The sequence below is a fragment of the Actinokineospora cianjurensis genome (genome assembly GCF_003663795.1).
Taxonomy (GTDB): Bacteria; Actinomycetota; Actinomycetes; order Mycobacteriales; family Pseudonocardiaceae; genus Actinokineospora; species Actinokineospora terrae.
In genome coordinates this window covers 551,495-572,652 of the sequence record NZ_RCDD01000003.1, presented here as the reverse complement: position 1 = coordinate 572,652, position 21,158 = coordinate 551,495, and the positions used below count along the sequence as shown (strand labels likewise).

General features: G+C 69.4%; 20 protein-coding genes and 1 pseudogene. 3 read left to right on the top strand and 18 right to left on the bottom strand.

Annotated features, from left to right (window positions below):
* Positions 1–71 precede the first annotated feature (71 nt).
* From CLV68_RS36030 to CLV68_RS22160, 4 genes and pseudogenes are all read right to left on the bottom strand, one after another.
* Positions 72–554: pseudogene (locus CLV68_RS36030) on the bottom strand (class I SAM-dependent methyltransferase); the annotation flags it as partial.
* 140 nt (positions 555–694) lie between these two features.
* Positions 695–1,189: a phosphoribosyltransferase gene (locus CLV68_RS22170; RefSeq protein WP_121392805.1), complete on the bottom strand. Its 495-nt coding sequence runs from the start codon at positions 1,187–1,189 to the stop codon at positions 695–697.
* 9 nt (positions 1,190–1,198) lie between these two features.
* Positions 1,199–1,732 (bottom strand): 6-carboxytetrahydropterin synthase, encoded by a 534-nt coding sequence (locus tag CLV68_RS22165; RefSeq protein WP_211346715.1) that lies wholly within the window; start codon positions 1,730–1,732, stop codon positions 1,199–1,201.
* Positions 1,729–2,169: a hypothetical protein gene (locus CLV68_RS22160; protein ID WP_147460111.1), complete on the bottom strand. Its 441-nt coding sequence runs from the start codon at positions 2,167–2,169 to the stop codon at positions 1,729–1,731. The genes CLV68_RS22165 and CLV68_RS22160 overlap by 4 nt, the downstream gene beginning before the upstream one ends.
* Positions 2,170–2,451: 282 nt before the next feature.
* Between CLV68_RS22160 and CLV68_RS22155 the strand changes: the two genes are divergently transcribed.
* Both CLV68_RS22155 and CLV68_RS22150 read left to right on the top strand, forming a co-directional pair.
* Positions 2,452–3,303, top strand: a complete 852-nt coding sequence (locus CLV68_RS22155) for a helix-turn-helix domain-containing protein (protein ID WP_121392803.1) — start codon at positions 2,452–2,454, stop codon at positions 3,301–3,303.
* Between the two features lie 17 nt (positions 3,304–3,320).
* Positions 3,321–3,674, top strand: a complete 354-nt coding sequence (locus CLV68_RS22150; protein WP_170224519.1) for a DUF397 domain-containing protein — start codon at positions 3,321–3,323, stop codon at positions 3,672–3,674.
* A gap of 695 nt (positions 3,675–4,369) precedes the next feature.
* Here the strand turns inward: CLV68_RS22150 and cas1 are convergent.
* The 8 genes from cas1 to CLV68_RS35735 all read right to left on the bottom strand — a co-directional run bounded on the left by cas1 (position 4,370) and on the right by CLV68_RS35735 (position 11,517).
* Complete coding sequence (gene cas1 / locus CLV68_RS22145) at positions 4,370–4,810, bottom strand: CRISPR-associated endonuclease Cas1 (RefSeq protein WP_211346714.1); 441 nt, start codon at positions 4,808–4,810, stop codon at positions 4,370–4,372.
* Positions 4,811–4,905: 95 nt separating this feature from the next.
* Entirely contained in the window at positions 4,906–5,091 is a 186-nt protein-coding gene (locus CLV68_RS35745; protein WP_281274686.1) for a PD-(D/E)XK nuclease family protein, read from the bottom strand.
* Between the two features lie 44 nt (positions 5,092–5,135).
* Positions 5,136–5,309, bottom strand: a complete 174-nt coding sequence (locus CLV68_RS35740) for a Dna2/Cas4 domain-containing protein (protein ID WP_281274685.1) — start codon at positions 5,307–5,309, stop codon at positions 5,136–5,138.
* Positions 5,306–7,702 (bottom strand): CRISPR-associated helicase Cas3', encoded by a 2,397-nt coding sequence (cas3, locus tag CLV68_RS22135; protein WP_121392801.1) that lies wholly within the window; start codon positions 7,700–7,702, stop codon positions 5,306–5,308. The genes CLV68_RS35740 and cas3 overlap by 4 nt, the downstream gene beginning before the upstream one ends.
* Positions 7,699–8,370 carry a CRISPR-associated protein Cas5 gene (gene cas5, locus CLV68_RS22130; protein WP_246010042.1) on the bottom strand — a complete coding sequence of 224 codons (672 nt, stop codon included), beginning with the start codon at positions 8,368–8,370 and terminating at the stop codon, positions 7,699–7,701. The genes cas3 and cas5 overlap by 4 nt, the downstream gene beginning before the upstream one ends.
* Positions 8,367–9,392: a type I-B CRISPR-associated protein Cas7/Cst2/DevR gene (cas7i, locus tag CLV68_RS22125; RefSeq protein WP_121392800.1), complete on the bottom strand. Its 1,026-nt coding sequence runs from the start codon at positions 9,390–9,392 to the stop codon at positions 8,367–8,369. The genes cas5 and cas7i overlap by 4 nt, the downstream gene beginning before the upstream one ends.
* Positions 9,389–10,792, bottom strand: a complete 1,404-nt coding sequence (locus CLV68_RS22120) for a hypothetical protein (RefSeq protein WP_121392799.1) — start codon at positions 10,790–10,792, stop codon at positions 9,389–9,391. The genes cas7i and CLV68_RS22120 overlap by 4 nt, the downstream gene beginning before the upstream one ends.
* On the bottom strand, positions 10,789–11,517 hold the full coding sequence (locus tag CLV68_RS35735) for a CRISPR-associated endoribonuclease Cas6 (protein ID WP_121392798.1): 729 nt from the start codon (positions 11,515–11,517) through the stop codon (positions 10,789–10,791). The genes CLV68_RS22120 and CLV68_RS35735 overlap by 4 nt, the downstream gene beginning before the upstream one ends.
* 440 nt (positions 11,518–11,957) lie before the next feature.
* On the opposite strand from CLV68_RS35735, the gene CLV68_RS33465 reads away from it, so the two are divergent.
* Positions 11,958–12,269 carry a hypothetical protein gene (locus CLV68_RS33465; protein ID WP_147460110.1) on the top strand — a complete coding sequence of 104 codons (312 nt, stop codon included), beginning with the start codon at positions 11,958–11,960 and terminating at the stop codon, positions 12,267–12,269.
* Positions 12,270–12,896: 627 nt separating this feature from the next.
* On the opposite strand, the gene CLV68_RS22110 is transcribed toward CLV68_RS33465, so the two are convergent.
* The 6 genes from CLV68_RS22110 to CLV68_RS22085 are packed head-to-tail and all read right to left on the bottom strand — an operon-like array spanning position 12,897 to position 21,146.
* Positions 12,897–13,628 (bottom strand): hypothetical protein, encoded by a 732-nt coding sequence (locus CLV68_RS22110; protein WP_121392797.1) that lies wholly within the window; start codon positions 13,626–13,628, stop codon positions 12,897–12,899.
* The gene (locus tag CLV68_RS22105; protein ID WP_121392796.1) at positions 13,621–15,525 is read right to left on the bottom strand and encodes a type IV secretory system conjugative DNA transfer family protein; all 1,905 of its coding nucleotides are present in this window, start codon (positions 15,523–15,525) and stop codon (positions 13,621–13,623) included. The genes CLV68_RS22110 and CLV68_RS22105 overlap by 8 nt, the downstream gene beginning before the upstream one ends.
* Positions 15,525–16,994, bottom strand: coding sequence for an ATP/GTP-binding protein (locus CLV68_RS22100; RefSeq protein WP_246010041.1), 1,470 nt, complete (start codon positions 16,992–16,994; stop codon positions 15,525–15,527). Before CLV68_RS22100 ends, CLV68_RS22105 begins: the two co-directional genes overlap by 1 nt.
* Positions 16,988–17,386 (bottom strand): WhiB family transcriptional regulator, encoded by a 399-nt coding sequence (locus tag CLV68_RS22095; RefSeq protein WP_121392795.1) that lies wholly within the window; start codon positions 17,384–17,386, stop codon positions 16,988–16,990. The genes CLV68_RS22100 and CLV68_RS22095 overlap by 7 nt, the downstream gene beginning before the upstream one ends.
* The gene (locus tag CLV68_RS22090) at positions 17,386–18,894 is read right to left on the bottom strand and encodes an SCO6880 family protein (protein ID WP_246010040.1); all 1,509 of its coding nucleotides are present in this window, start codon (positions 18,892–18,894) and stop codon (positions 17,386–17,388) included. Before CLV68_RS22090 ends, CLV68_RS22095 begins: the two co-directional genes overlap by 1 nt.
* Before the next feature lie 2 nt (positions 18,895–18,896).
* Positions 18,897–21,146: a Na/Pi cotransporter family protein gene (locus CLV68_RS22085; protein ID WP_121392794.1), complete on the bottom strand. Its 2,250-nt coding sequence runs from the start codon at positions 21,144–21,146 to the stop codon at positions 18,897–18,899.
* Positions 21,147–21,158 lie beyond the last annotated feature (12 nt).

Here is a 21,158-nt window from a genome sequence, read left to right as displayed (position 1 = left end):
GCGTTCGTCGAGCAGCGGCTCGACGTCGCCGGTGACCGGGGCAGGATTCCGACGACATCGAGCACGGCCAACCCCACCTCGCCGAGTACGGCCGCGAGTTCGTCGTGCGACCACTCGTAGACGTGCACCCGGTGCTGCAACCGGCGCGGCGGGTCGCCGGGGGTGTTCGGCGTCGACAGGTACAGCCGCCCGCCCGGGGCCAGCGCGGCGGCGGTGTGGCGCAGGCTGGCCACGCCGAGGTCACGGGGCAGGTGCTCCAGCGCGGAGGTGTAGACCGCCACCTCGAACAACCCCAGTTCAGGCCACGGGCCCGCGACGTCGAACTCGTGGAACTCGACCCCGAACCCGTCGGGGTAGATCCCGCGCAGCGCGTCGAGGCGGGTGCGTGCCTCGGTGAGGTTGTCGGGGCTGATGTCCACGCCGACGTAGCCGCCCAGGCCGGGCCGGTAGCGCAGCAGCGGCGGCAGCTGCAAACCGCGCCCGCAGCACACGTCGAGTACCCGGTCGCCGTCGCGGACCCGCTCGGTGATGAACAGCCGCTGCAGGTAGTTCATGATCCCGGTCGGCTTGACCTCCCCGCGCGCGAGGGCGGAGTAGAAGTCGTCCATCTGGTTGACGCTGTAGGGCCCGATCATCGGGGTGCCCGGCCGAGTCCGGTACTCCTCGGTGAGCACCGGTGTGGGGACGGGGGTGGTCATCGTGTCTCCCAGGGGAATCGGACCCATCCCGCGCAGGTGCGGGCCAGGTAGTCGTAGGTGGCGTGCGGGGCCTCGGCGCGGCCGCGCGCGGCCCAGTTGACGGTGTTGACCACCAGCACCGCGGTGCGCACCCGCCGCGCTCCCGCCGCCTTGATCAGCTCCACGGCGGTGTCGAGGGTGTCGCCGGACCCGGCGACGTCGTCGACGAGCAGCACGTCGCGCCCGCCGAGCTCGCCCAGCGACGCCGGGTTCACCACTCGCGGCCGCGTGGTCTTGGCAGCGCCGGGTGTATCGGCGAGGGTGTGGGTGACCGCCGTTCCGCGCACGTCGCGTACCCCGAGCAGGTGGGCCAGGGCGACGGCGGGGATCATCCCGCCGCGCAGCACCCCGACCACTACCTCCGGCGGCCCGTCCACGCGCACGGCCTCGGCGAGTTCGGCCGCGGCGGCGTGCAACTCGGTCCACGACAGGTCCAACGCGATCGACGCCATCGGGCGTGGTCACCTCGCCCCGGTCAGCACGTACAGGCACGGGGACAGGTTCCAGCCCAGCTCCAACACCGACACGAACCGCTCCGCCAGCACCTGTTCGGACCCCGGCCGCCTACCAGCGCCAGTGCAGGGCAGGGCGGCGCTCAGGCCCGGTGCCATGTCGCCCCCGATCGCGGGGTCTGCGCGACCCGCATCGACACCGACTGCCCGCAGATCCCCGGTTCGATCCGCTCGATGAACCACCGACCCAGATACACCGCCAGCGCCTCGCACGTCGGGGACCATGTCGTTGAGCAACCGATGGTCGAAGGCGCCGGCCAGATACCGGCCGAACGGCGCCAGAGTGGCGAAGTCGGTGACGAACCCGAGCTCGTCGAGCGCGTCGGCGACCACCACCGTCATGGTCACGACGTAGTTGTGGGCATGGTTGCCGAAGCACCGATGCCCGGAACCGAGAGTCCTCAGCTCGTGGCCTGCGCTGAACTCGAACCGCTTGCCGATGGTGACCCGGCCACTGTCGATCATGGTGTCGGCGTCGGTCACAGTGCTCCTCCGGTGCTCGACGTGTGTGAGAGGCATCGTGTGGTGCGCACGACGCGGTCGGGAATGGCGTGTGAAGCCACGACGGCTTCGATGCCCTGTCGCATCGCGGGTTCAGTGGGTGCGCCCACGTATGTCCGCGAGGTCGACTCCGCGTTCGCAGTGAGCAGGGCTCGTCGAAGTCGACCGACCTGCAACAGAGCCAGGTCCACGTGCCCGACCGGGGTGATCAATGCGATCCGTCCCTTCTCGTGACGGACCACGGTGACGACGGCGCGCGTGATGGCGGAGCCAGCGGGGATGCCGTAGCCCGGGTACATGAACACGGCCCGGTGCAGGTCATCGCGGAGCAGGGCGGCCTGCCGCAGGCTCAGCACCGTCGGGCCGATCCCGGCTCCGGTGAGGGCGATGTGACCGTTGCCGGTGAGCCGCACCGCCATCCTGGCTCGGCGGCCGCGCCCATCTCTGCAGCGGATTGTCGCCTGCCAGGCGCGAGGCTGCCGCGATCGACGCCACCAGGTCATGCGCGACTCCTGGTCGTGGGTGTCGGCGGCCTGTGCGCCGCCCCGCCGGGGTGGCCGATCGCCCGCTACGGTGGCCTCGACCATGCGAGAAGTCTACGTAAACTTTTACGTAGAGCTATACGGCTTCTGGGTGGCGTCGCCTGCCACTCACCGTGGTCACCCGAGGTGACGCCCCGCGAGACGAGAGGAGCGACACCGGTGCCCGATCGCGAGGACCCCTTCGCCGTCCAGTGGCTGGTCGGCGTCGAGCTGACCCGACTGCGCAAGCAGGCGCGCAGAACTGTCACCGAGGCGGCCCAGGCGATCGGCTGCTCGGTCGGGAAGATCAGCCACATGGAAGCGGGCCGCAACCAGCAGCGACCCGACGAGGTCACCACGCTGCTGCGCCTCTACGGAGCCGACCAGGCCGACGTCGACCGGCTCGCCTCACTCGCGGGCAGCGCGGGGCAGAAGATGTGGTGGGCGCCGTGGACCGACGTGGTCCCGGACTGGCTGCGTACCTACGTCGGCCTGGAGGGTCTCGCCTGCGACGCCCACTGGTACTCGCCGCTGGTACTGCCCGCCATGCTGCAGACTCAGCAGTACTCCCATGGAGTGACCGCGGGCAACATCCGCGTCAGCCCCGACCACGGCGACCGGGTCGTGCGCCTGCGAATGGAGCGCCAACAACGCCTCTTCCACGGCGACCCGCCCCTGCGCGTCACCGCGCTCCTAGAAGAAGCGGTCCTCCAACGCCCCATCGGCGGTTCAACGGTCATGCTCGAGCAGTTGCGGCGCCTGGTCGAACTCGCCGACCGCGACAACGTCGACCTGCGCATCCTGCCGACCGCGCTCGGCGCCCACGACGGCCTAGTCACCCCGTTCTCGGTGCTGCACTTCACCGCCGCACAGCCCATCGCCTACGTCGAGGTCGTCAACGGCGCCCTCTACGTCCAAGACCAAGATCAGGTCGCTGGGTACACTCGCACCGTCGAGCGGTTGAGGCAGGCCGCGCTGTCGCCGGCCGACAGCATCAATGCCATCCGCTCCCACCTCGACGCCGTCACATGAACACCTCCGGAGGAGCCATGCCCAGCACCCCGCGCCGCACCGGATGGCACAAGTCGTCCCACAGCGACCAAGGCAACGGCTGCGTCGAGGTCAGGCTCACCGACACCGGCGCCGAGATCCGTGACACCAAGATCGCCGACAGCCCCGCCATTACCTTTACCCGCGCCCAGTGGACTCGCTGGATCGACGAGGTTACCGCCGGGCGGTTGACCAACGACAACGGCGCCGTCGAGGTCAGCACCACACCGAACGCGTGGACGGTCCGCGCCCGCGACACCACGACCACTCTGACCTTCACCGACCACGAGTGGGCTGCCTTCCGGGCAGGCGTCGCCGACGGCGAGTTCAGCGCCGACCTGGTGGCCCCCTGACCCGCCGCCGCTCGCCGCCCCGATAGTCAACCCTCCGGCCGGTCCGCGTCACGCGATACCGCGGACCGCTGGCCTGGACGGACATCGACTCGGCCTCGGAGCGAGCACGGCCGCACCGAGGACTGGGCTGATCGCTCACCGGTTGTTGCTACACCTAGTAGGGGTGATGAGCACAGGTCACCGGACGGACTGGTCCCAGGGCAATCCATGTTGCGACCCCTCGTAGGGGCGATGAGGACACCAAGGTCAGCGCCGGGTGCGAGCACTGCTACATGTTGCGACCCCTCGTAGGGGCGATGAGGACCTGCACAGCACCGCCCACGCCTCGGACCCGCGCGCAGGTTGCGACCCCTCGTAGGGGCGATGAGGACCTAACCGGACTCCAGCGCCCAGGACAGGCAGTTCGCCGGTTGCGACCCCTCGTAGGGGCGATGAGGACCTGCACAGCACCGCCCACGCCTCGGACCCGCGCGCAGGTTGCGACCCCTCGTAGGGGCGATGAGGACCTAACCGGACTCCAGCGCCCAGGACAGGCAGTTCGCCGGTTGCGACCCCTCGTAGGGGCGATGAGGACCCGAAGGTAAAGGTGCTGGTCAGGAATGGTGTTGGGCGGGTTGGTTGGGGTGGGTTTGCAGCGAACCTCCGGTTGCGTTGTGGGGCTCGGGGTGTCGCTGAAAGCGGCATGGTCTGTGGCCCTAGCCGGGGTGTTTTGTTGGGGTGGTCAGAGGATGTCGTGGGGTGCGGTGGTTGTGGGTCCCCATTCGTGGCGTGACGCGGCGGACGTTGAAGGCGCAGGAGTCGACAAGGGAGCGGGCGATGGCCAGGCTTCTGGTGGGGTCGCCCGCGGTGCGGGCTTGGGCGAGCACGGTCTCGCCTGAGGTGCTGGTGTCGGAGGTCAGCAGTGAGCCTGCGTAGTCGCCGTAGTGGCTGAGCAGGTGGATGTTGATGCGGTGTCGGTTGAGCAGGGCGACCACGGCGGTGTTGATGTCGACTTCGGCGCAGGCGACGATGTCGCGGACGTCGGTGATGGGGATGTGGACTTTGTCCGTGTCGGGTCGTTCGATGACGAGGGACTCGTCCTTGCGGCGGATTCGGCAGGTGGTGGTCAGCCAGTAGGTCCTCGACGCGGCGGGCATGGGTCATTCCGTCCAGCAGTAGTCGGTGAAGCTGCTCCCGCGGCAGGAGTTTCGGGTCAGTGTGGGCGGGGAGGTGGTGGAGGTGACGACGGTGATCACCTCGGCGATGTCGGCCGTGGCCTGCCTGGCTGCTTCGGGGTGTAGGGGTCCCGGCGAGTGCGACGGGTCGCGGGGTAGTGCAGGACCGCGCCTTGGGCGTCTACCCCGACCTGGCGCAGGCGGTGACAGTAGCGGCGGCCCTGTGCTTGATCGGTCGGACTTGGCCGGGTGGACGATTTCACTTCGTGGACCACAGTTTCCCGTCGAGGAAGTCCAGACGGGCCGCTCAGAGCTCCACTGGGGAGCGGCGGGTGTAACTTGTGTCGTGCACGGCCTCGCCCAGCTGTACAACGGCACTGAGGTGTTCCGGGCGGATTCCCCTGGCGTAGAGCCAGAGTTGCCGGTGGCAGTGGTAGAGGTATTTGACGTGGACCCCGCCGACGTCGTCTTGGCCGATCACAGGACCATTCCGGGTTGGTAGGCCGCGGCGGCGGGTCCGCGAACGGCGAGGAGACCGCGGACGGGGTCGTAGTCGCCGTCGACGACGCGGACCTTCAGATCGCGGTCGAAGCGGCAGTGACGGTGCGCCCAGTGGGGCATGGGGATGAGGTACTCCTCGGCCAGCAGGCGTCCGGCGGGGCCGTCGGCGTGTGTGAGCGCGCTGATGTAGGCGTCGCGGTCGTGGGCGAGGATGGCCTCGGTGCCCTCGAAGAGTTTGTCGAAATGCTCGGTGAGGTCGGACCTGTCGTCGAAGGGGTCGGTGAACTGCAGGAAACTCTCGTCGAACTCGGTGACGTAGCGATCGACCTCGTCGTGCCAGCGTCGGCCCCAGGGGGTGGCGTACACCTGGTCGAGCCAGGGGTTGGCATCGGCCTCGTCGATGATCGCGCCGTCGTGCGCGGTGAGGATTCGCCAGGCCGCCTCGACGGGTTCTCGGGGGTAGATGCCGTCGGCGAACTCTCCGCGTTCGCCGGTGCGGGTGGTCCACGCGGGGTGGTGGACGATGACGTCGGCGGGCGGGCGGGCGGCGAGCCGGTTGACGCGGCCGAATCGTTGCAGCAGTGCCTCCAGGGTGGCCGCGCTGGTGAACAGCACGTCGAAATCCAGATTCAGGCTCACTTCGACCACCTGGGTGGCGATGAGGAGCCCGGGGCGTCGGGGTTTGTGCGGGTCGGCTTCGAATCGGTCCAGGACGGTGGTCTCGATTCGGGAGCGGTCGCCGCGGGTGAATCGGGCGTGCAGCAGGTGCGCGGCGTCGGGGCCGTGGCGGTCGAGGACGGCGGGGGCGAGGGCGTCGAACAGGGCCAGGGCGTGGGCGACGTTGTTGGCCACGACGAGCACGGATTCGTCGCGGTCGAGGCGCAGCCGGATCTCGGCGATCGCGGCGGGGTCGGTCAGGTGGTGGTCGCGGGTGCGCAGGCGGTGTCGGGGTGGTTGGTCGAGGGTGGGGGTGTCCACGGTGGTGATCGGCTCGCGCAGCGTGTCGCCGAGCAGGGCGGTCAGGGCGTTGGGCAGGGTGGCGGACAGGATCGCGACCCGTCCGCCGAGTCGCTCCCAGAGTCGGGCGGCGGCCAGGGTGTAGCCGAGGCGGCGGGCGTCGTAGGCGTGCAGCTCGTCGAGGATGAACACCGAGTTTGTGGAGTCGACGAGGATGCCCGAGTGCGCGGGCCCGGCCAGCGCGGCGCGCAGCAGCTGGTAGGGGGTGCCGACGCGGACCGACTCGTGGAACAGGCGGGTGGCCGCAGCGCGGGAGAGCGCCTTGGTGGCGGCGTCGACCCGGCAGGGGTCCTCGCCGTCCTCGGAGGCCATGGCCGCCGCCAGGTGGTAGGAGGCCGCTTTGGAGTGCGAGACCCCGACGGCGCTGCCGAGTTCGGCGCCGAGTCGGGTGGCCATGGCGTTGATCGAGGACAGGTAGGGCAGGGTGTAGAACACCCTGGGCACGCCCCCGACGAGGTTGATCAGCTCGATGACCTGGGTGGCCGCCCACAGCAGCGCGGCCTCGGTCTTGCCGCTGCCGGTCGGCGCGCGCAGCAGCAGGTGCCCACTGACCTCGGCGGCCCGTTCCTGGTGTTCGCGCAGGGCGTGGCCCTTCTGGCCCAGTCGCCTGTCGACCCGGGCGCGGAAGTCACCGTCGAGGGGCTGGGTGAGGTCGAGGGAGCCCGCGGCGGAGGACAGGTGGTCGGACAAGGTCACCGCGCCCTGGATCAGCACCGCGGTCAGTCCGGTGTCGGCGTCGACCGCGCCCTCCCACTGATCCAGCAGGTGCGTGAACAGTCGGGCGGCGGCCTCGACCACGTCCTCGGGTTCTTCCGGTGCGCTCACCTGGGTGATCGGGAGCCTGGCCCGGTGGGCTGTGGCGCGCAGCCAGCGCCGCAGGGCCCGGACCTGCGCGGGGTCGATCGGGCCGAGCCGCTCGCGCAGTCGGGCGGGATCGAGGCCGTCGTAGCTGGCCTGCAGGTTGCGGCCGCCGGTGCCGCTGGTGAGCGGCTGGTGGTGGGTGAGCACGGCGATCGCGACCCAGTCGAGCGCCGTCTCGTCGTCGATCAGCTCGGCGAGGAATCCCAGCGAGACCAGTTCGTGCCGTTGGCCCCAGGTCTTGGTTCGTCCGGCCAGCATCGCTTGGAAACCCCGCGGGATCTTGCCCGTGTCGTGGGTGAGCGCGGCGAGGAACACGACCGGCCAGAAACGATCTCCCAGGATGGTGTCGGTCACCCGGATCCGTCCCACCCGGTCACGCAGTTCCCGCGCCGCCGCCAGGGTGGCGGTGAGATGACTGGTCAGTGACTCCTCGTTGCGGCCCCGCGCCGCGCTTTTGGCCATGACCCCGGCGAGGTCGTCGGCCGCGGTGCTCATTCAGGCACCCCCTCGGTCACGCGCTGGGGGTGGGTGGGCGGCAGCAGTACCACCGCCTGACCATCTGCGGTGGACCACGAGTCCACCACCTGGTTGTCGGCCTTGCCGGTGGGGTCGAACCGGTAGGAGTCCCATCGGGTGCGGTCGCGGGCCACGCTGACCGCGGTGGGCAGTCGCAACAACGTGCCCGCTGCCGCGGCGGTGTGGGGCACGAGCGCGCCGCGTTGGGTGCCGGGCCCGGTGGACAGTTCGACGGTGTCGACCGAGAGCCCGACCAGGTCCTGACTCCGTCCCAGCCGCAGCGGCCACACCGGGCGGCGGAGCCGGGCGTGCCACCGGTCGATGTCCTCGCTCAACCACACCGTCAGCTCCACGTCCGCCAGGAACTCCCGGGTGCGTGGCGCGGGCGAGGCATTAGGCCCGGAGGCGACCAGCGGGTGGTAGGTCTCCAGATCCACGCCCACGCCTCGGGCGTGGAAGGCCAGGGCGAACCGCGTCCGCTCGTCGACGCGGTCCCAGCCCCCCGCCGCCGCGGCCAGCAGGCCCGCGACGGTCGAGGGCGGTGGACACGGCAGTCCGACCTGGATTCCCCGGTACAGCGGATCACGGAAGGACACCACCGGCGCTGTGATCGTCACCCGCAGCGCGCGGATCCGGTTGTGGGTCACGCCGAGGGGTCCTCGAACCAGGCGTCGCGCTCACCGCGGCGGATCTGCTCGGCCAGCGCCCTGAGCAGCACCCTCGGATGGCCCAGCAGGACCTTCCCGTCCTCGATCAGGTCGGCCAGTTCCGTCGCGCATTGCTCGCGCTGCTCACCGAGGAACCCCGGCGCCCAACCGAGCAGGACCGGGCCGTCCACCTCGTCGTTCCACGCCCCAAGCTCCTCGCGCAGCACATCGGCCCGCAGCACCGGCCTGCCCTGGTCGGCGCCCAGCACGCGGGTGAACGGGTTGACCCCGCCCTTCATGGGGGCGAGCAGCACCAGGCTCGGGACCCGGTCCCCGTAGTGCAGGGCCTGTTTCGCCCCGCCTCGCACCATCGCCAGCGTGGACAGGATCAACGCGACGCGGCGCCTGCGTTCCTCGATCGGGAGCCGCACCGCGCTGACTCCGCGCAACGTGGTGCTCTGCGCCCCGTTCTCCACGGCCTCCCGGGCGACGTCGGCGGAGAACGCCGTCCGCAGGCCGCTGCCGTCGGTCTCGAACACCCCGGCACGCGGCAGGTCCAACAGCACGTCCGCGGCCAGCACCGCGCTGTAGAGCTCGTGGTGGTGCAGCACCGGGTGCGCGTCTGCCGGGAAGTCCCGGCTCATCGTGCCGTAGTCCATGGTCGGCCGCTGCGCGACGACCGAGACCAGGGTGCCGGTCGCCAGCACGGTGTCGCGCTGAAAGTTCTCCTTGCTGACCGCGACCATGTACCCGAACAGATCGTCATCGAGGTAGAGGTCCGGCCTGCCCGCGGTGAACGCCTGCTGCTTGGCCTTGCTGCCGGAGCGGTGCACAGTCGATCGCGGTTCCTCACGCGGCAGGGAATCACGCAACCACCGGCGGAACGCCTGTGCCGAGACGTAGGGGAAGATGTCTCTACCCGCCCTGAGTTGCTTGACCCAACTGATGTTGTCCTCGGATTTACCGTTGTTGGGGGCGCCCGCGACCACGTCGAGGGCGATCTTGCCCACCAGGAAGCTCACTGCTCGGTCTCCTTGTCTGCGCTCAGGCTGTCGACCTCGTCGAGGCCGTCCGTGTCGTCCTCGGGATGCTGGGACCGCCATCCGGCCACCGCCAACTCCTGGAGGACACCCATCAGGAGGTACTGCCGGTAGAACCACGCCGGGTTGTCCGGATCGGGGCCGAACATCAGCACCAGAGCCCGTCTGCTCACAAACGGCGCCGCGGCGTCGTCTCGCGGGTCGATGGCCCACTCGACCGCGCGCGTGGACAACCAGCTCCGCAGCTTCTGCGGCTCGCGCAGCGCGGCCCGCAACCCCTTGAGCTTCCCGCCACTGGTCTCCTTCCCGAACAGCAGCGCGATCTTGGCCGCGGTCGCATCGATTTCCCGTAGATCGTTGTCGTGCATCAGCAACACCTCGGTGACGAAGGAACGAAGAAGCGTGACCACGGCTCGGACGTGCTCGCGCTCACCGGCCAGCACCGCGGGCATCAGCGCATGCACCGCGCGCACGAAGATGCTTTCCGGGCGGCGAAACGCGTTACGCGCCAACCCGACCTTGCCCGGGGTGTCCTTGCCGGCCTGGGCGCGCTCCACCGCGGCCCACCCCTTCTCGTGGGGGACGCGCCGCAGCCACTCAGCCAACGGCTGAGACAAGGAACAGACCTCCAGCATCTGACCCCGGTTGTTGTTGTTGAACACCATCAAGTCCACACCGGCGCGCACACGCCCGTGATAGTCCCTCAACGCGGTCAACACCGTGACCTCACGCGCCTCGGTCTCCACCGCGTCCGCGTCTCCCACAACCGCCAGCCGCCGAGTGCGCCGCACCTGCCGACCCACCGTCTGGCGCAGGAAAGGCTCATCCCAGCTGTGCACGGTGATCGAAGGCCCACCGGTCAACCGACACCCATAGGGCAACGCCCGAAAACACATCAGACACGGCCAGCACAGACTCATCCCCGCATGCCCGCGCGGGGTGCTGTTGCGGTAGGACTCGCTCTCGGCCAGCGCCACATCCGCCTTGCCGTAGAACCCCACCGCCGCACGACCGCACAACACACAAGCCGTCCCCGGCCACTTCTCGGCCTCAGGCCGGGTGAACCACCGCCCCACCGCGGCCTCGATCTCAGACGCCGACTTCCTGCCATTGCTGGGATGGTTCACCGGCGTGTTGGGGAACAACGAATAGCTCATCTTCAACCAGAAACCCCCGGGTACCTTGCTGTCCTTGAGCAACGCCGCCCTCACCAAGTCCCCGCGGACGACCCCCATGACGCGCTCAAAGTCCTGCGGCGCAACAGGATACGGCCTGGAATCACCACTCTGCCCGGCCAACGCGGCCATCGCGTAGGCACCCACCCGTTGCAAGGGATGCGCCGTCAGCACCACGGTCGACTGGGTGAGGTCCACGCCGGTCACGCGCCGACCCAGCCCATGCCCACCGAGTTGGCCTGCCCGAGGCCCCAGCTCCACAGCGCCCGCAACACCTCCGCGGACCCGGCGACCTCGACCTCGACCGCCGCTCCCGGTTTCGCGCCCTTGCCCACCGAGAACGACCGCTTCGGCCCGATCCAGGTCACCGACTCCAGACTCACCCGCGGCGCCAATCCCAACGTCTCGGCCTTACGGCGCAGATTCCCCTGGAAGTACTCCGCCCATTGCGGCTCGCCCGGCAACACCCAGTCCTGCCGAGTCGATCGCACCCCCGACTCATCGCGCCCGGACCCCTTCATCACCACCGGCGTCACCGTGCGGAACCGCGCCCGCTCCGAACCGAACCTCGGCGGCTCCACAACCTCGATCCCGGTCACCCGCAACGCGACCCCACCCCAGGCGATCACCCGCTGCCCGGCCAACCCCCGCCCCAACGACTCCACCACCTCCGGGACAGGACTGCCGAACTCCACCACCCCCGACCCACCCACCGCGTAACACCCACGCCGCCGCCGAGCCGCCGGGAACACCGGCGCCCCATACCCCCACGGCGCCATCCCATGAACCCCGAAACCCGACTCGTGCAACCGAGTCCCCAAACCGGCATCCGCGTGCGTGATCATCTCGTAGACCACCCCCCGACCAGGGGCCAACACCTCCTTCCACTCCAACTCCCCGGCAGCCGTCGATACACCCAAACGCAACCGCATCCCCAAACCCTCCTCAGAAAGCCGTCGCCTTTGACCACGTGGGAACGAAGCCGCCGGGCAACACGAGCACCTCCCGGGAACACCCTCCGGGCACGCTCACCACCGGCAAGCCCGCATCTCGCGGTCAACCAGCCGACGACGCGATCGAGACTGTCGGTGTGGCCGCGCATCATCCACACCACGTTGCCACTGCTTGATCAACTAGGCCCCGAGGCTAGCATCCTCGTCAAACTAGATGCGGATAAACATCACAACGACGGGTTCTCGCTGAAGGCCACCCACCGGAATGCGGGCGGCTTCAGTCTCCTGAAGCCGCCCGCCCACGGGCCAAGCCCGCAGGGCTCATACCCGAAGACCCTCGAAGGGGTGATGAGACGACCCGTTACACGCAGACGAACAACACAAATTGCGAACCCTCATAGGGAGACTGGTCCAACCAGGTGATCAAGGAGACGATAAACGACCACACCCGCATCTGCCAGCGCAATCACGGTGACACTGCCGACACGGACAAGTTCACCGGACACGGCGTCATTCGTCGCGTCAGCGCAGATCAAGGCCGCTGGACCCTGCGGCGAGTACTGGTCGGTGGATGCCAAGACGACAGAAGTCAAAACTGGTCCAATTTCACGCGCCGCTCCACAATCCACCGCAGTGGATCATGCCTGCCTCGCGGATCGACGAAGGACTCCATGGGCGAACCCATCGCAAGCAGTGTGGATGCCTACGATGTGCACGACACCTCACGATGACACTCCCGATCAAGGTGCGACCACACCCGACCACCACATGCCACCGTTCAGCGACACCCGGGCCGTACAACACAACCGGAGGTTCGCTGCACGACAGACCATCACACACCCCGCCACACCTCACCTGACCAGCACCTTTACCTTTGGGTCCTCATCGCCCCTACGAGGGTTCACAACTGTACGAGGAGCCCCCCGGCGAACGCGCGTACCCGGGTCCTCATCGCCCCTACGAGGGTTCACAACGCGACGATCCTGATGGCTTCGCTGAGCTTCATGCTGGTCCTCATCGCCCCTACGAGGGTTCACAACTCGAACGGCACGCCCGGACCCCGGAAGGCGCCGACGGTCAGGTCCTCATCGTCCCTACGAGGGGGCGCAACGCACCAACCTGGACTCGTTCCACCGCGTCGGTCGCTGGCGGCACCGCTGGGGCTGCCCCGACGTGGTCGAACTCCGCGACGCGGACCCCACGCTGCGTCTGTCCCTCGACGAGCCCGCCCACGCCACCCTCCTGCACGCCGCCTCACGCGGCACGGCCAGGCGATCCTCCACTCGGCCACCCCGGCAGCCGAGTACGGCTGGATCGGCAACCACGCCTTTGAAGCGGCTTGTCGTAGTGAATGGTCGTCAGGTGCGTCCATTTGGCGCGTGTTCGTTGGTAAGGATGGGCCATGGCAGGTCTGTGGAGCGTTCGACTTGTCGTGCGGCGAGGTCAGCGTCGACGAAGGTGTCGAACTCGCTGTCGGTTTGGTCCTGGCGGGCTGACGGTTGGACGTGGTGGCGGCGTTCTTTGCATTCGCGCCAGTCGGCGTATCCGGCGAGTCGGTGCAGCATCGGCCATAGCCATCGGTCGCGCCAGCCGGTCATGGTCGCTGAGGGTCGGTCGCTGCCGCAGTAGGCTTCGCGCCAGGCGGCGTAGAGGTCGGATAGTTCGTCGACGGCGATGGTGTGCCGGTACCAGCAGGGCGGGATGCTGACCTCGCTGGGTAGGGGGTAGCGGTGGGTGAGATAGTCGACGAACCAGCGCGTTTCCTTCCACAGCTCGGCGGCTTCGTCGCGGGTGAGGAACGGCCAGGTCCACCGCGACGGCTTGGTCATGTCGACCTGGTGGGTGAGGCGGTCTTCCAGGTCTTTGAAGGTCTGGTGCAGTCCGCCCAGCTCTTCGCCGTGGCGGTCGGTCACCTGGTCGAGGTTGTTGAGTCGGACGGTGTGGCGGTCGCTGGTGTAGGACAGGTCTGCGACGAACTCGGGCAGCATCGAGTCGTCGAGAACCGGGGGCTTGTCCAGGAACAGGTCCGGTTCGTCCTGCTCGGAGTACGCGATCTTCCTGGGCTCGCGCTCGGGGTGGCGGTCAGTCATGGATGCCGCCGCGCTGGTCCTCGTCGCGGGCGTCGGAGATCCGGGCGCCGGTGGCCTCCAACACCCGACGGCGGATCTCGGCGCGGGAGCGTTGCACCGATTCCCGTAGGTCGGGGGTTTCCCACCAGCCCAGTAGGTCCACGACGGTGCCGGCGACGTTGCGGTAGAGCAGCAGCGCTTGCCCTTCGGGCAGTTCGCGGATCTCGCTGCCGGTGAGCGCGCGTTGCCGTCGTTGGGACACGGTGACCTGTCCGCTGCCCGTGCCGGTGGACACGCTGGTCTGGGCGATGTCGCGCATGGTGAGCAGTCGGGAGATCTCCTCGAGGTCGCGCGAGGCGCTCATTCCACCAAGGACGAGTTTGATGCTGGCGTTGTCCCAGATCTCAAGGGCCTGTTCGGGTCCCCACCGTTGCCGCAGTTGCGACATCGACTGGGCGTAGACGTAGAGCTGGATGCCCCGGCCGCCGGAGTCGGCCATGAGACTGGCGAGGTCGTCGAGCGGGCTGACATTGGCGGCCTCGTCCAGCACCGCGCGCAGCGGCGGGTCGAGACGTAGGTCGCCGTCGGCGGGTCCGCTCAGCTGCTCGATGGTGGGGTGTTGGGAGAGCAGTTCGGCTCGGTGGAGGACTTCCTTGGCGAGAGCGTTGACGATCGGCGCGGCGCTGTTCGCGCGACCGCGGCTGACCAGGTAGAGGGTGTCGCGGCCGCCGCGGACGAACGCGTCGACGTCGAGTGGTTCGTCGTCTGGGTGGGGGCTGCACGCCGCTCGGACTGAGGGGGAGGCCAGTGACCGCAGCAGCAGCGACAGGGTCGCGTAGATGCCGGCGGCGCCGGAGGAGTCGTTGGTCGAGGTGGCGCTGTCGATGATCGCGCGGAGTTCGGCGGCGACACCGAACGCGGCGCGGGGATCGGTGTCGAGGATCTCGGCGGGTCGGCGGGACTGGGTGTTGGTCCACAGCCGCAGTTCGTCCACCCCGACCTGGGCGAGGGCGGCGGCGTGCAGCAGCGCGGCCATGACGCCCTCCGCCTGTCCGGTGAAGTAGCCGCCGTTCTTGGTGTCGCCGAGGGGGCGGGCGGAGCAGATCGCGACCGCGCGGCGTTGCGCGGTGTCGTAGTTCCCGCACCCGGCGATGGGGGACCACCGCAACGTCCGTGGCAAGGGAGTGCGCCCTTCAGGGTCGAACACCATGACGCGACCGTGCTGCTCGCGGATGCCCATCGTCAGTTCCAGAAGGTCGAACCGGGTGCTGGTGGCCATGACGGCACCGGGGGCGCGCACGACATCGGCGACGGCCTGGCGGCCGGTTTTGCCCATCCGGACCGGGGTGACGACGAGTTTGGAGTCCTCGTGGGTGGCGTAGAGCGGGCTTCCGGTGAAGCGCTGCGCAGCGAACCGGGCACCGGCGGCGTCAGGATCGGGGCGTCGCTGCTTGGCCAACGACGGCCGAAGCCGCGCCGCTCCACGGACGACGGCTTTGCGCCCGAGGCGAGCGTCCAGGGCGCGGGCCGACGCGAGCCCGGATCGCTGCTCGGCCTTGCGGTCGCGTACCCGCCGTCGCCATCGGAGCATCAACACCCAACCGGTGGCCTCTGCGGCCGCGACGAGTGCAGCCATGGTGTAGGTCAGCACCGCTGATCCGGGCCGGGCATCCGTTGCCCACGCGTCGGCTGGGTTGCCGGGATGGGTCACCCACCGTGCGAGGGTGGCCGGGAGGGCGCGGACCGGCGGCCAGGCCCACCCCGACCCGGCGAGCAGCCCGGAGAGCGCGGCACCGACCATGGCGGCGATCGCGACGCTGATCAGCAGCGCTGCCAGCATCGGGTAGAAGATCCCGATGACCGGCCGCATCGCCGTGGGAAGTTGCTGTTCCTGCCGCTGCGGCGCGGGGGCGTTCATTACCGCGTCGCAGGGGTCCCGGTGAGCGCGCTGTCGGTGTCGGTGAGCGCCACCTCACGGGGGCTGCGTTCGTGGCGCAGCAGGATGGGATCGCCGTTGCCGACCTTGAGCAGGCACTGCCCTTGCCCGAGGGACATGATCGTCTCCGCCGTGCCCGGCGGCAGGTTGTAGAGCTCGGTGCACGCGAGCGCGTCGGCGGCACTGCCCTGCCCGTAGACGAACACCGTCTCGGCCTCCTGCAGGAGGCTGCGGGCGGGCGAGTCCACCGGTAGGTCGGAGACGTGGTGGAACCCGGCGATCGTCGCCAACCCCAGCCCGCGGCTGAGCTTGGTGTTGCGGCGGAAGATGGTGCCGATGCTGCCCGCCGCGACGTGCCACCCTTCCTCGACGACGTTCACGGTCTGCTGCGCCCGCTCGGAGCGCCGCGCCAGCATGTTGGCCTGCCAGGTGTTGATCAGGGTCATGACCACGCGCAGTGCCGGTCCGTCCAACGGGAGACCGGAGATGTCGAAATGGGTGAACCCGGACGCGTGGTCGAGATGGACATCGGGGCTGGTCTCCCCGTCGACCAAACCGGCCAGGTCCTCCTCGATCATCCGCTCCAGTGCGAACGCCGGGTCAAGGCCCCACTCCTGCAACTCACGCGGCTCACGGCGCAGTGTGTGGGCGTCGTCCTCGGCGGGACGCAGGAGGTGGTGGACGATGTCGGCGATGACCGGCACCCGTCCGCGATCACGGGCGTCGCGGGTGGCGGCCATCAACGCGATCCGCAGCGCCTTGCCCTCGCGTTCGCCCACCGGCCGCCCCAGCGCCTCTGCCAGCACCGCGCGCAGCAACATCATCTGCCCTGTCGGGCGCGCCAGACCGGGACCGATCTCGACCCCGGCGTCGTCGACTTGGTCGCCGCCGACGCCGATGACCGGGTCGAGTAGATTCAGCCTGCTCCCGCGGCCGTCGGTGGTGAACCGGATGCTCGGCGCACCGAAGAACCGCGCCAATGGGGTGTACTCACCCACCCCGCCCTGCAACTTCTTGTCGAGCACGACGACCCGCCGGTCCCGCAGCAGCAACTGCCGGGTGCAGCCCCACGTCTTGAGCAACGCGCTCTTGCCTTTCCCGACGTCCCCGACCACGGCCACGTTGGGGGAGCTGATCAGCTTGTCCTCGTAGGCGGTGAACGGGTCGTGGACGACCAACTGCCCGGAGAGCAGATCGGTTCCCACGATCAGGCCGCGGTAGGAGGTCGGCGGCGAGCTCAGCGCCAGGTTCAGGGCCTCGGCCTGGCGGGTCGTGGTGTGCATGGCCGCGACGCGCGGTTCGTACCAGCCCCACCGGTCACGACCACGGCGTCGACGCGGCGGCGGCAGGAACACCGGTTCGGCAGAAGCCTGCGTCGGCGGTCGGGGTGGCTGCCAGCCCACGGTGAGCGCTTGCCGTCGTGCCCGCATCCCGTGTGCGCGCGTCACCATCCCGATCCCATCTCCTCGGGGATGCCGCCGGGTTCGTCCCGGTCGGCGCTCGTGCTGTCCCGGCCGCGCCAGAGCGACCGCACCAGCTGGTAGTCGGGCTGGGCGACCGCGCCCCAGCTGCCGTAGGTCTCTCCGCGCACCAGCGCTGTCGCTAGGCAGTGCACCCGGACCGGGCAGTCGCCGCACAACGCCCGCAGGCGTTCTCGCTCGGCGAGCAGGGCGTGCCGGGGGAACCTGCTGCCCTCGGGCGGAAAGAACTGCTCAGGTCCCACGTCGCGGCAGCGCAGCCCTGGCGCCGCGTCGAGGACCGCTTGCAGGTCAGCGAGCTCGGCGGGCAACAGGGCGTCGACCTCGGCGAGACGGTCGTGGTGGAAGGCCGTCACCGCGCGCATCAGGCCACCGCCATGCCGCGCGCCAGCGGGTAGGTGGCCAGGGCCGCGGTGTCGTGGCGGGTGTCCTGCCAGTCGAGATCGGTCAACGCTGACTGGGCTGCCTCGTTGGCGACCCGCATGCACGCTCGCCGCAGTTCGGCGGGGCCCGGGGCGGTCACCGAGATGGCCATCGCCCAGTCCACGCCTTGGTGCCCGGACCCCGGCGCCAAGTCTCGGAGCCGCCGCTGCGACGCCGAGAGCATCACCTCGTCGGTGCCGTCGTCCACGCGACCCTTCTCGGCGTCGCCGATCAGGGACGCGCCGTCCTGGGAGACGTCGGCGACGGCCTTGGCGCGGGCGAGCGCGTCGGGCACGAACTCCATCCGCACCGTGATCGTGCGGATCACCGAGGGACTGACCTGCAGCAGCGGTGCCAGCCACCGCGGCCCCAGCGGCGCGGGTGCGATGCCCTCGCGCGGAAGGAACGCCACCCGGGTGTGCCAGGAGTCGTTGACGACCAAGCGGTCGCGTTCGGTGTGGTAGGTCTGCCAGCAGGTGTCCCACCGCACGCCCTCGTGTCGGTCCATCGGCCAGGACGGGTCCTGCAGCGACCGCAGGACCGCGCAGGTACGTTGCTCGCCCAGCACCCGGGGCAGGGTCAGCTCCGCGCGTGCGGCGAGATCGGCCAACCGCGCCAGCTCCTCGCGCACCAACCCCGCCCACCCGGCGATGTCGGCCCCATAACCGGCCGCGTCCTCGTAGAAGGCCGCGGTGAGGGGGAATCTGGCGACGAGGAAGTTGCGGTGCTGTTCGGCGGTGCGCGCGGTCGTGTCGACGAGCTGTTCGTAGGAGGCGACCACGTCCTCCAGCCCAGGGCGTGGAGAGACCCGTTCAGCGATGAACGCCCGGTGCAGTGCCGGATCGTGGGGCAGGATCCGGGTGATCTGCTGCAGACCGCGCAGATGACTGCCTGCTTTGCCGAGCTGGGCGAGCATCACGCCGTAGCGGATGGAAGCCGACTCGTACGCGCTGTCGGTGCGCAGCCCGCTGGCCTGGCCCTGTACCTCCAGCACCACGCTCAGGTAGTCCGGTTCGCCAGGGTTGTGGTGGCGCAGGACAAACATGTCCGCGTACTCGGTCCCGGCCAACTTCAACGGTTCGACCAGACCCAGCGGGACTGGCAGGCGCCACAGCCGACCGGCTTGCTCCTCTGCGCGCTCGATGTGCGCCCGCACCTGGGCGGGCGCGACGAACCGTGTGTGGCCGGCGCGGCGCCGCCACCGCCAACGCCACGCCCACACCCAGCCCTCGGCGACCGACCGGCGCCCCGACCACGGGTTGACCGCCCCGTAGGTGGCGGCCAGCACGAGAAGCCCGCTGATCGCGCCACCCTGACCGTCCACGGTCAGCCACACCGTGAACGCCACGGCCAGTGCCGAGCCGAGCGCGAGGTAGGCCGGGCGGGGCAACGATCCGAACAGCCCGCGGCGGCGGATCTCCCCGCCCAGGATCGCGATCCGCATCGTCATCCTCAGTCCTCCTTGGGGGTGTCGTGGTCGATCTCGGGAGTGTGGCGGGCGTGCGCCGCCGAGCGCGCCTTGTTGAAACCGGCCACCCCGACCTGCGCTGCGATACCGATAGGGCCCGCCGCGCCGCCGAGGGCCGCGCCGCCGAGGGCCGCGCCGCCTTTCGCCGCGGCCGCACCGGTGCCGGCCGCGCCCTGCTGCGCGGCGCCTCCTGCCCCCGCCGCGCCCGCGGGTGCGCCACCGGTGGCGGCGCCCGCCACGCGTTGCTGTCCGCCTGCACCTGATCCGGTGGCGCCGCCACCGGTCGCGGCGGCGGGCCTGGTTCCGCGCCCTCCCGCCGTCGCGCCCGCGGGCGCGACAGGGGAGGCCGCGCGCGGCCGCTGCGCTCCGCCCCCCTGGGGCTGTTGTTGCCGGGCGTAGGCGGACTGGATGCTGGGCGTCCCGCCGCCGTTCGATGCCTGGCTGGGCCCGCTCGATGGGGCGGGGCGAGCTTCAGCGCCGGAACCGCCGCGGTCCAAAGTCGCGACGGACGCGCCCACCACCGCTGAGGTTCCGAACCCGGGGCCGGGCTGCCCGTCGTGGCTGTCGGCCGCCGTGGGCAGCAGGGGGCTGTACTTCAGCAGGCTCCAGGGCGCGAACCCGGTGATCAACAACGCCACGACCACCAGCACCATCATCGCCAACAGTCGGAACCCGCCCGATTGCACGGTCCCGCCGTTGACGGTGGCGTCGATCAGGGAGAAGGCGAACCCGAGCATCAGGAAGACCAAGGGCTGTGAGGCGAGCAATCCCGCGAAGGTCAACGGGACCTTCATCGCCTTCGCTCGCCAGCGTGGGTGTACCCACATACCCCAGGCGATGCCCGCGACCAGTCCGGACATCGGCAGGGCGAACGATTGCATGGCCAGGCCCACGAACAGCGCGCCTGTGCCGATCACCATGAACAGGAACAGCAACAAGCCGATGAACACGCCTCCGGGTAGTGCCGCGGCGGTGATCCCACCCAGCAACGCGATCTTGCCGACGGCGTCGGTCAGGTGCGGGGCCTGCCAGGCGATGATCCCGTTGGTCAGTGCCTGCGCGGTCTTGACCAGCACGGTGGCCGCAGCCGGGGCGAACACCGCGAGGAACACGCCGGTGGGTAGGTGCTTGAACAGCGATTCCGTCAACTCCTCGCGGGAGCCCTTGCCCGAGGCGGCGCGCATCAGCATCAGGGTCGTCATGAAGGCCATGACGACGATCCCGACGCCGGCGCTGGCGGCGTAGGTACTGAGGAACCAGTCGGTACCCGGATCGAATCTGCCGACAGAGGCCAGTCCTTGCAGGACCGTGGTGGTGAAATCGACCGCCGACTCGTGTATCGAGTTGGCCAGGTCGTCGAGCGCCCCAGCCGGATTGAGAACGAACTTGGCGATCCCGAGGACGAACTTCAGGATCCCGACGAACGCGTCGACGAAGACCTTGCCCGCGGCGACCACGTCGAGGCCGACCTTGAGGAAGAGTTGACCGACCTTCTCCAACCAGGACGTGTTGTCGTCGATCCACTTGCCTATGCCGACGAACAGCTGCGCGACCTGGACGTTCCAGGAGAAGCACAGGTCCTTCTGCTGATGGTCCGTCGGGTCGATGCGCCCGCAGTCGACGAACATCGCCTTCTGGCAGTACGGACTTCGCTTGATCTCGCAGGCATGCGTAAAGTTGTGGATCATGTCCTCGTCGTCGCCCGCAGAGGCGAACGGCTTCATCTTCTCCAACGACTCCGGGTCAGGGGCGGGAGCCCAGCTGAGTCCCCAGGTGTTGTCGGCAGGGGTCGTCCACTGCTTGACCAAGTCGGTGCAGAAGCGACGGCCGCGCGGAAGACCATAGGCTTCGCGTTGCGGATCGACCGCCGGGAAGGTCTTGGGCAGGTCCGGCGGCTCCTTGGTGAGGTCGATGTGCTCCGGGATGTCGAGCGAGTCGGTGATCCAGAAGGCTTTCCGTGACCCCGGCGGGATCGTCCAGTACAACAACCGGGGTTCGGCGAACATGACCTGGGTGAGGTAGTCACCGATCTTTCCGCCGCGATCGGCGCAATCCGGGTCGGTGAACCAGTTCGCCTCGCGGAACTCCTCGGTGCCACCGACGAACCTCTTCAAGTCGGCGGGGAACCCTTGCGGGACTTGGGCGATGTCGCCCGGTTGGGCCGCTGCCGTGGTGGCGGTGCCGGTCAGCACCGCCATCACCGCGAGCAGCAGCAGGATCGAACGTCGGAACATGCTTCCCCCAGG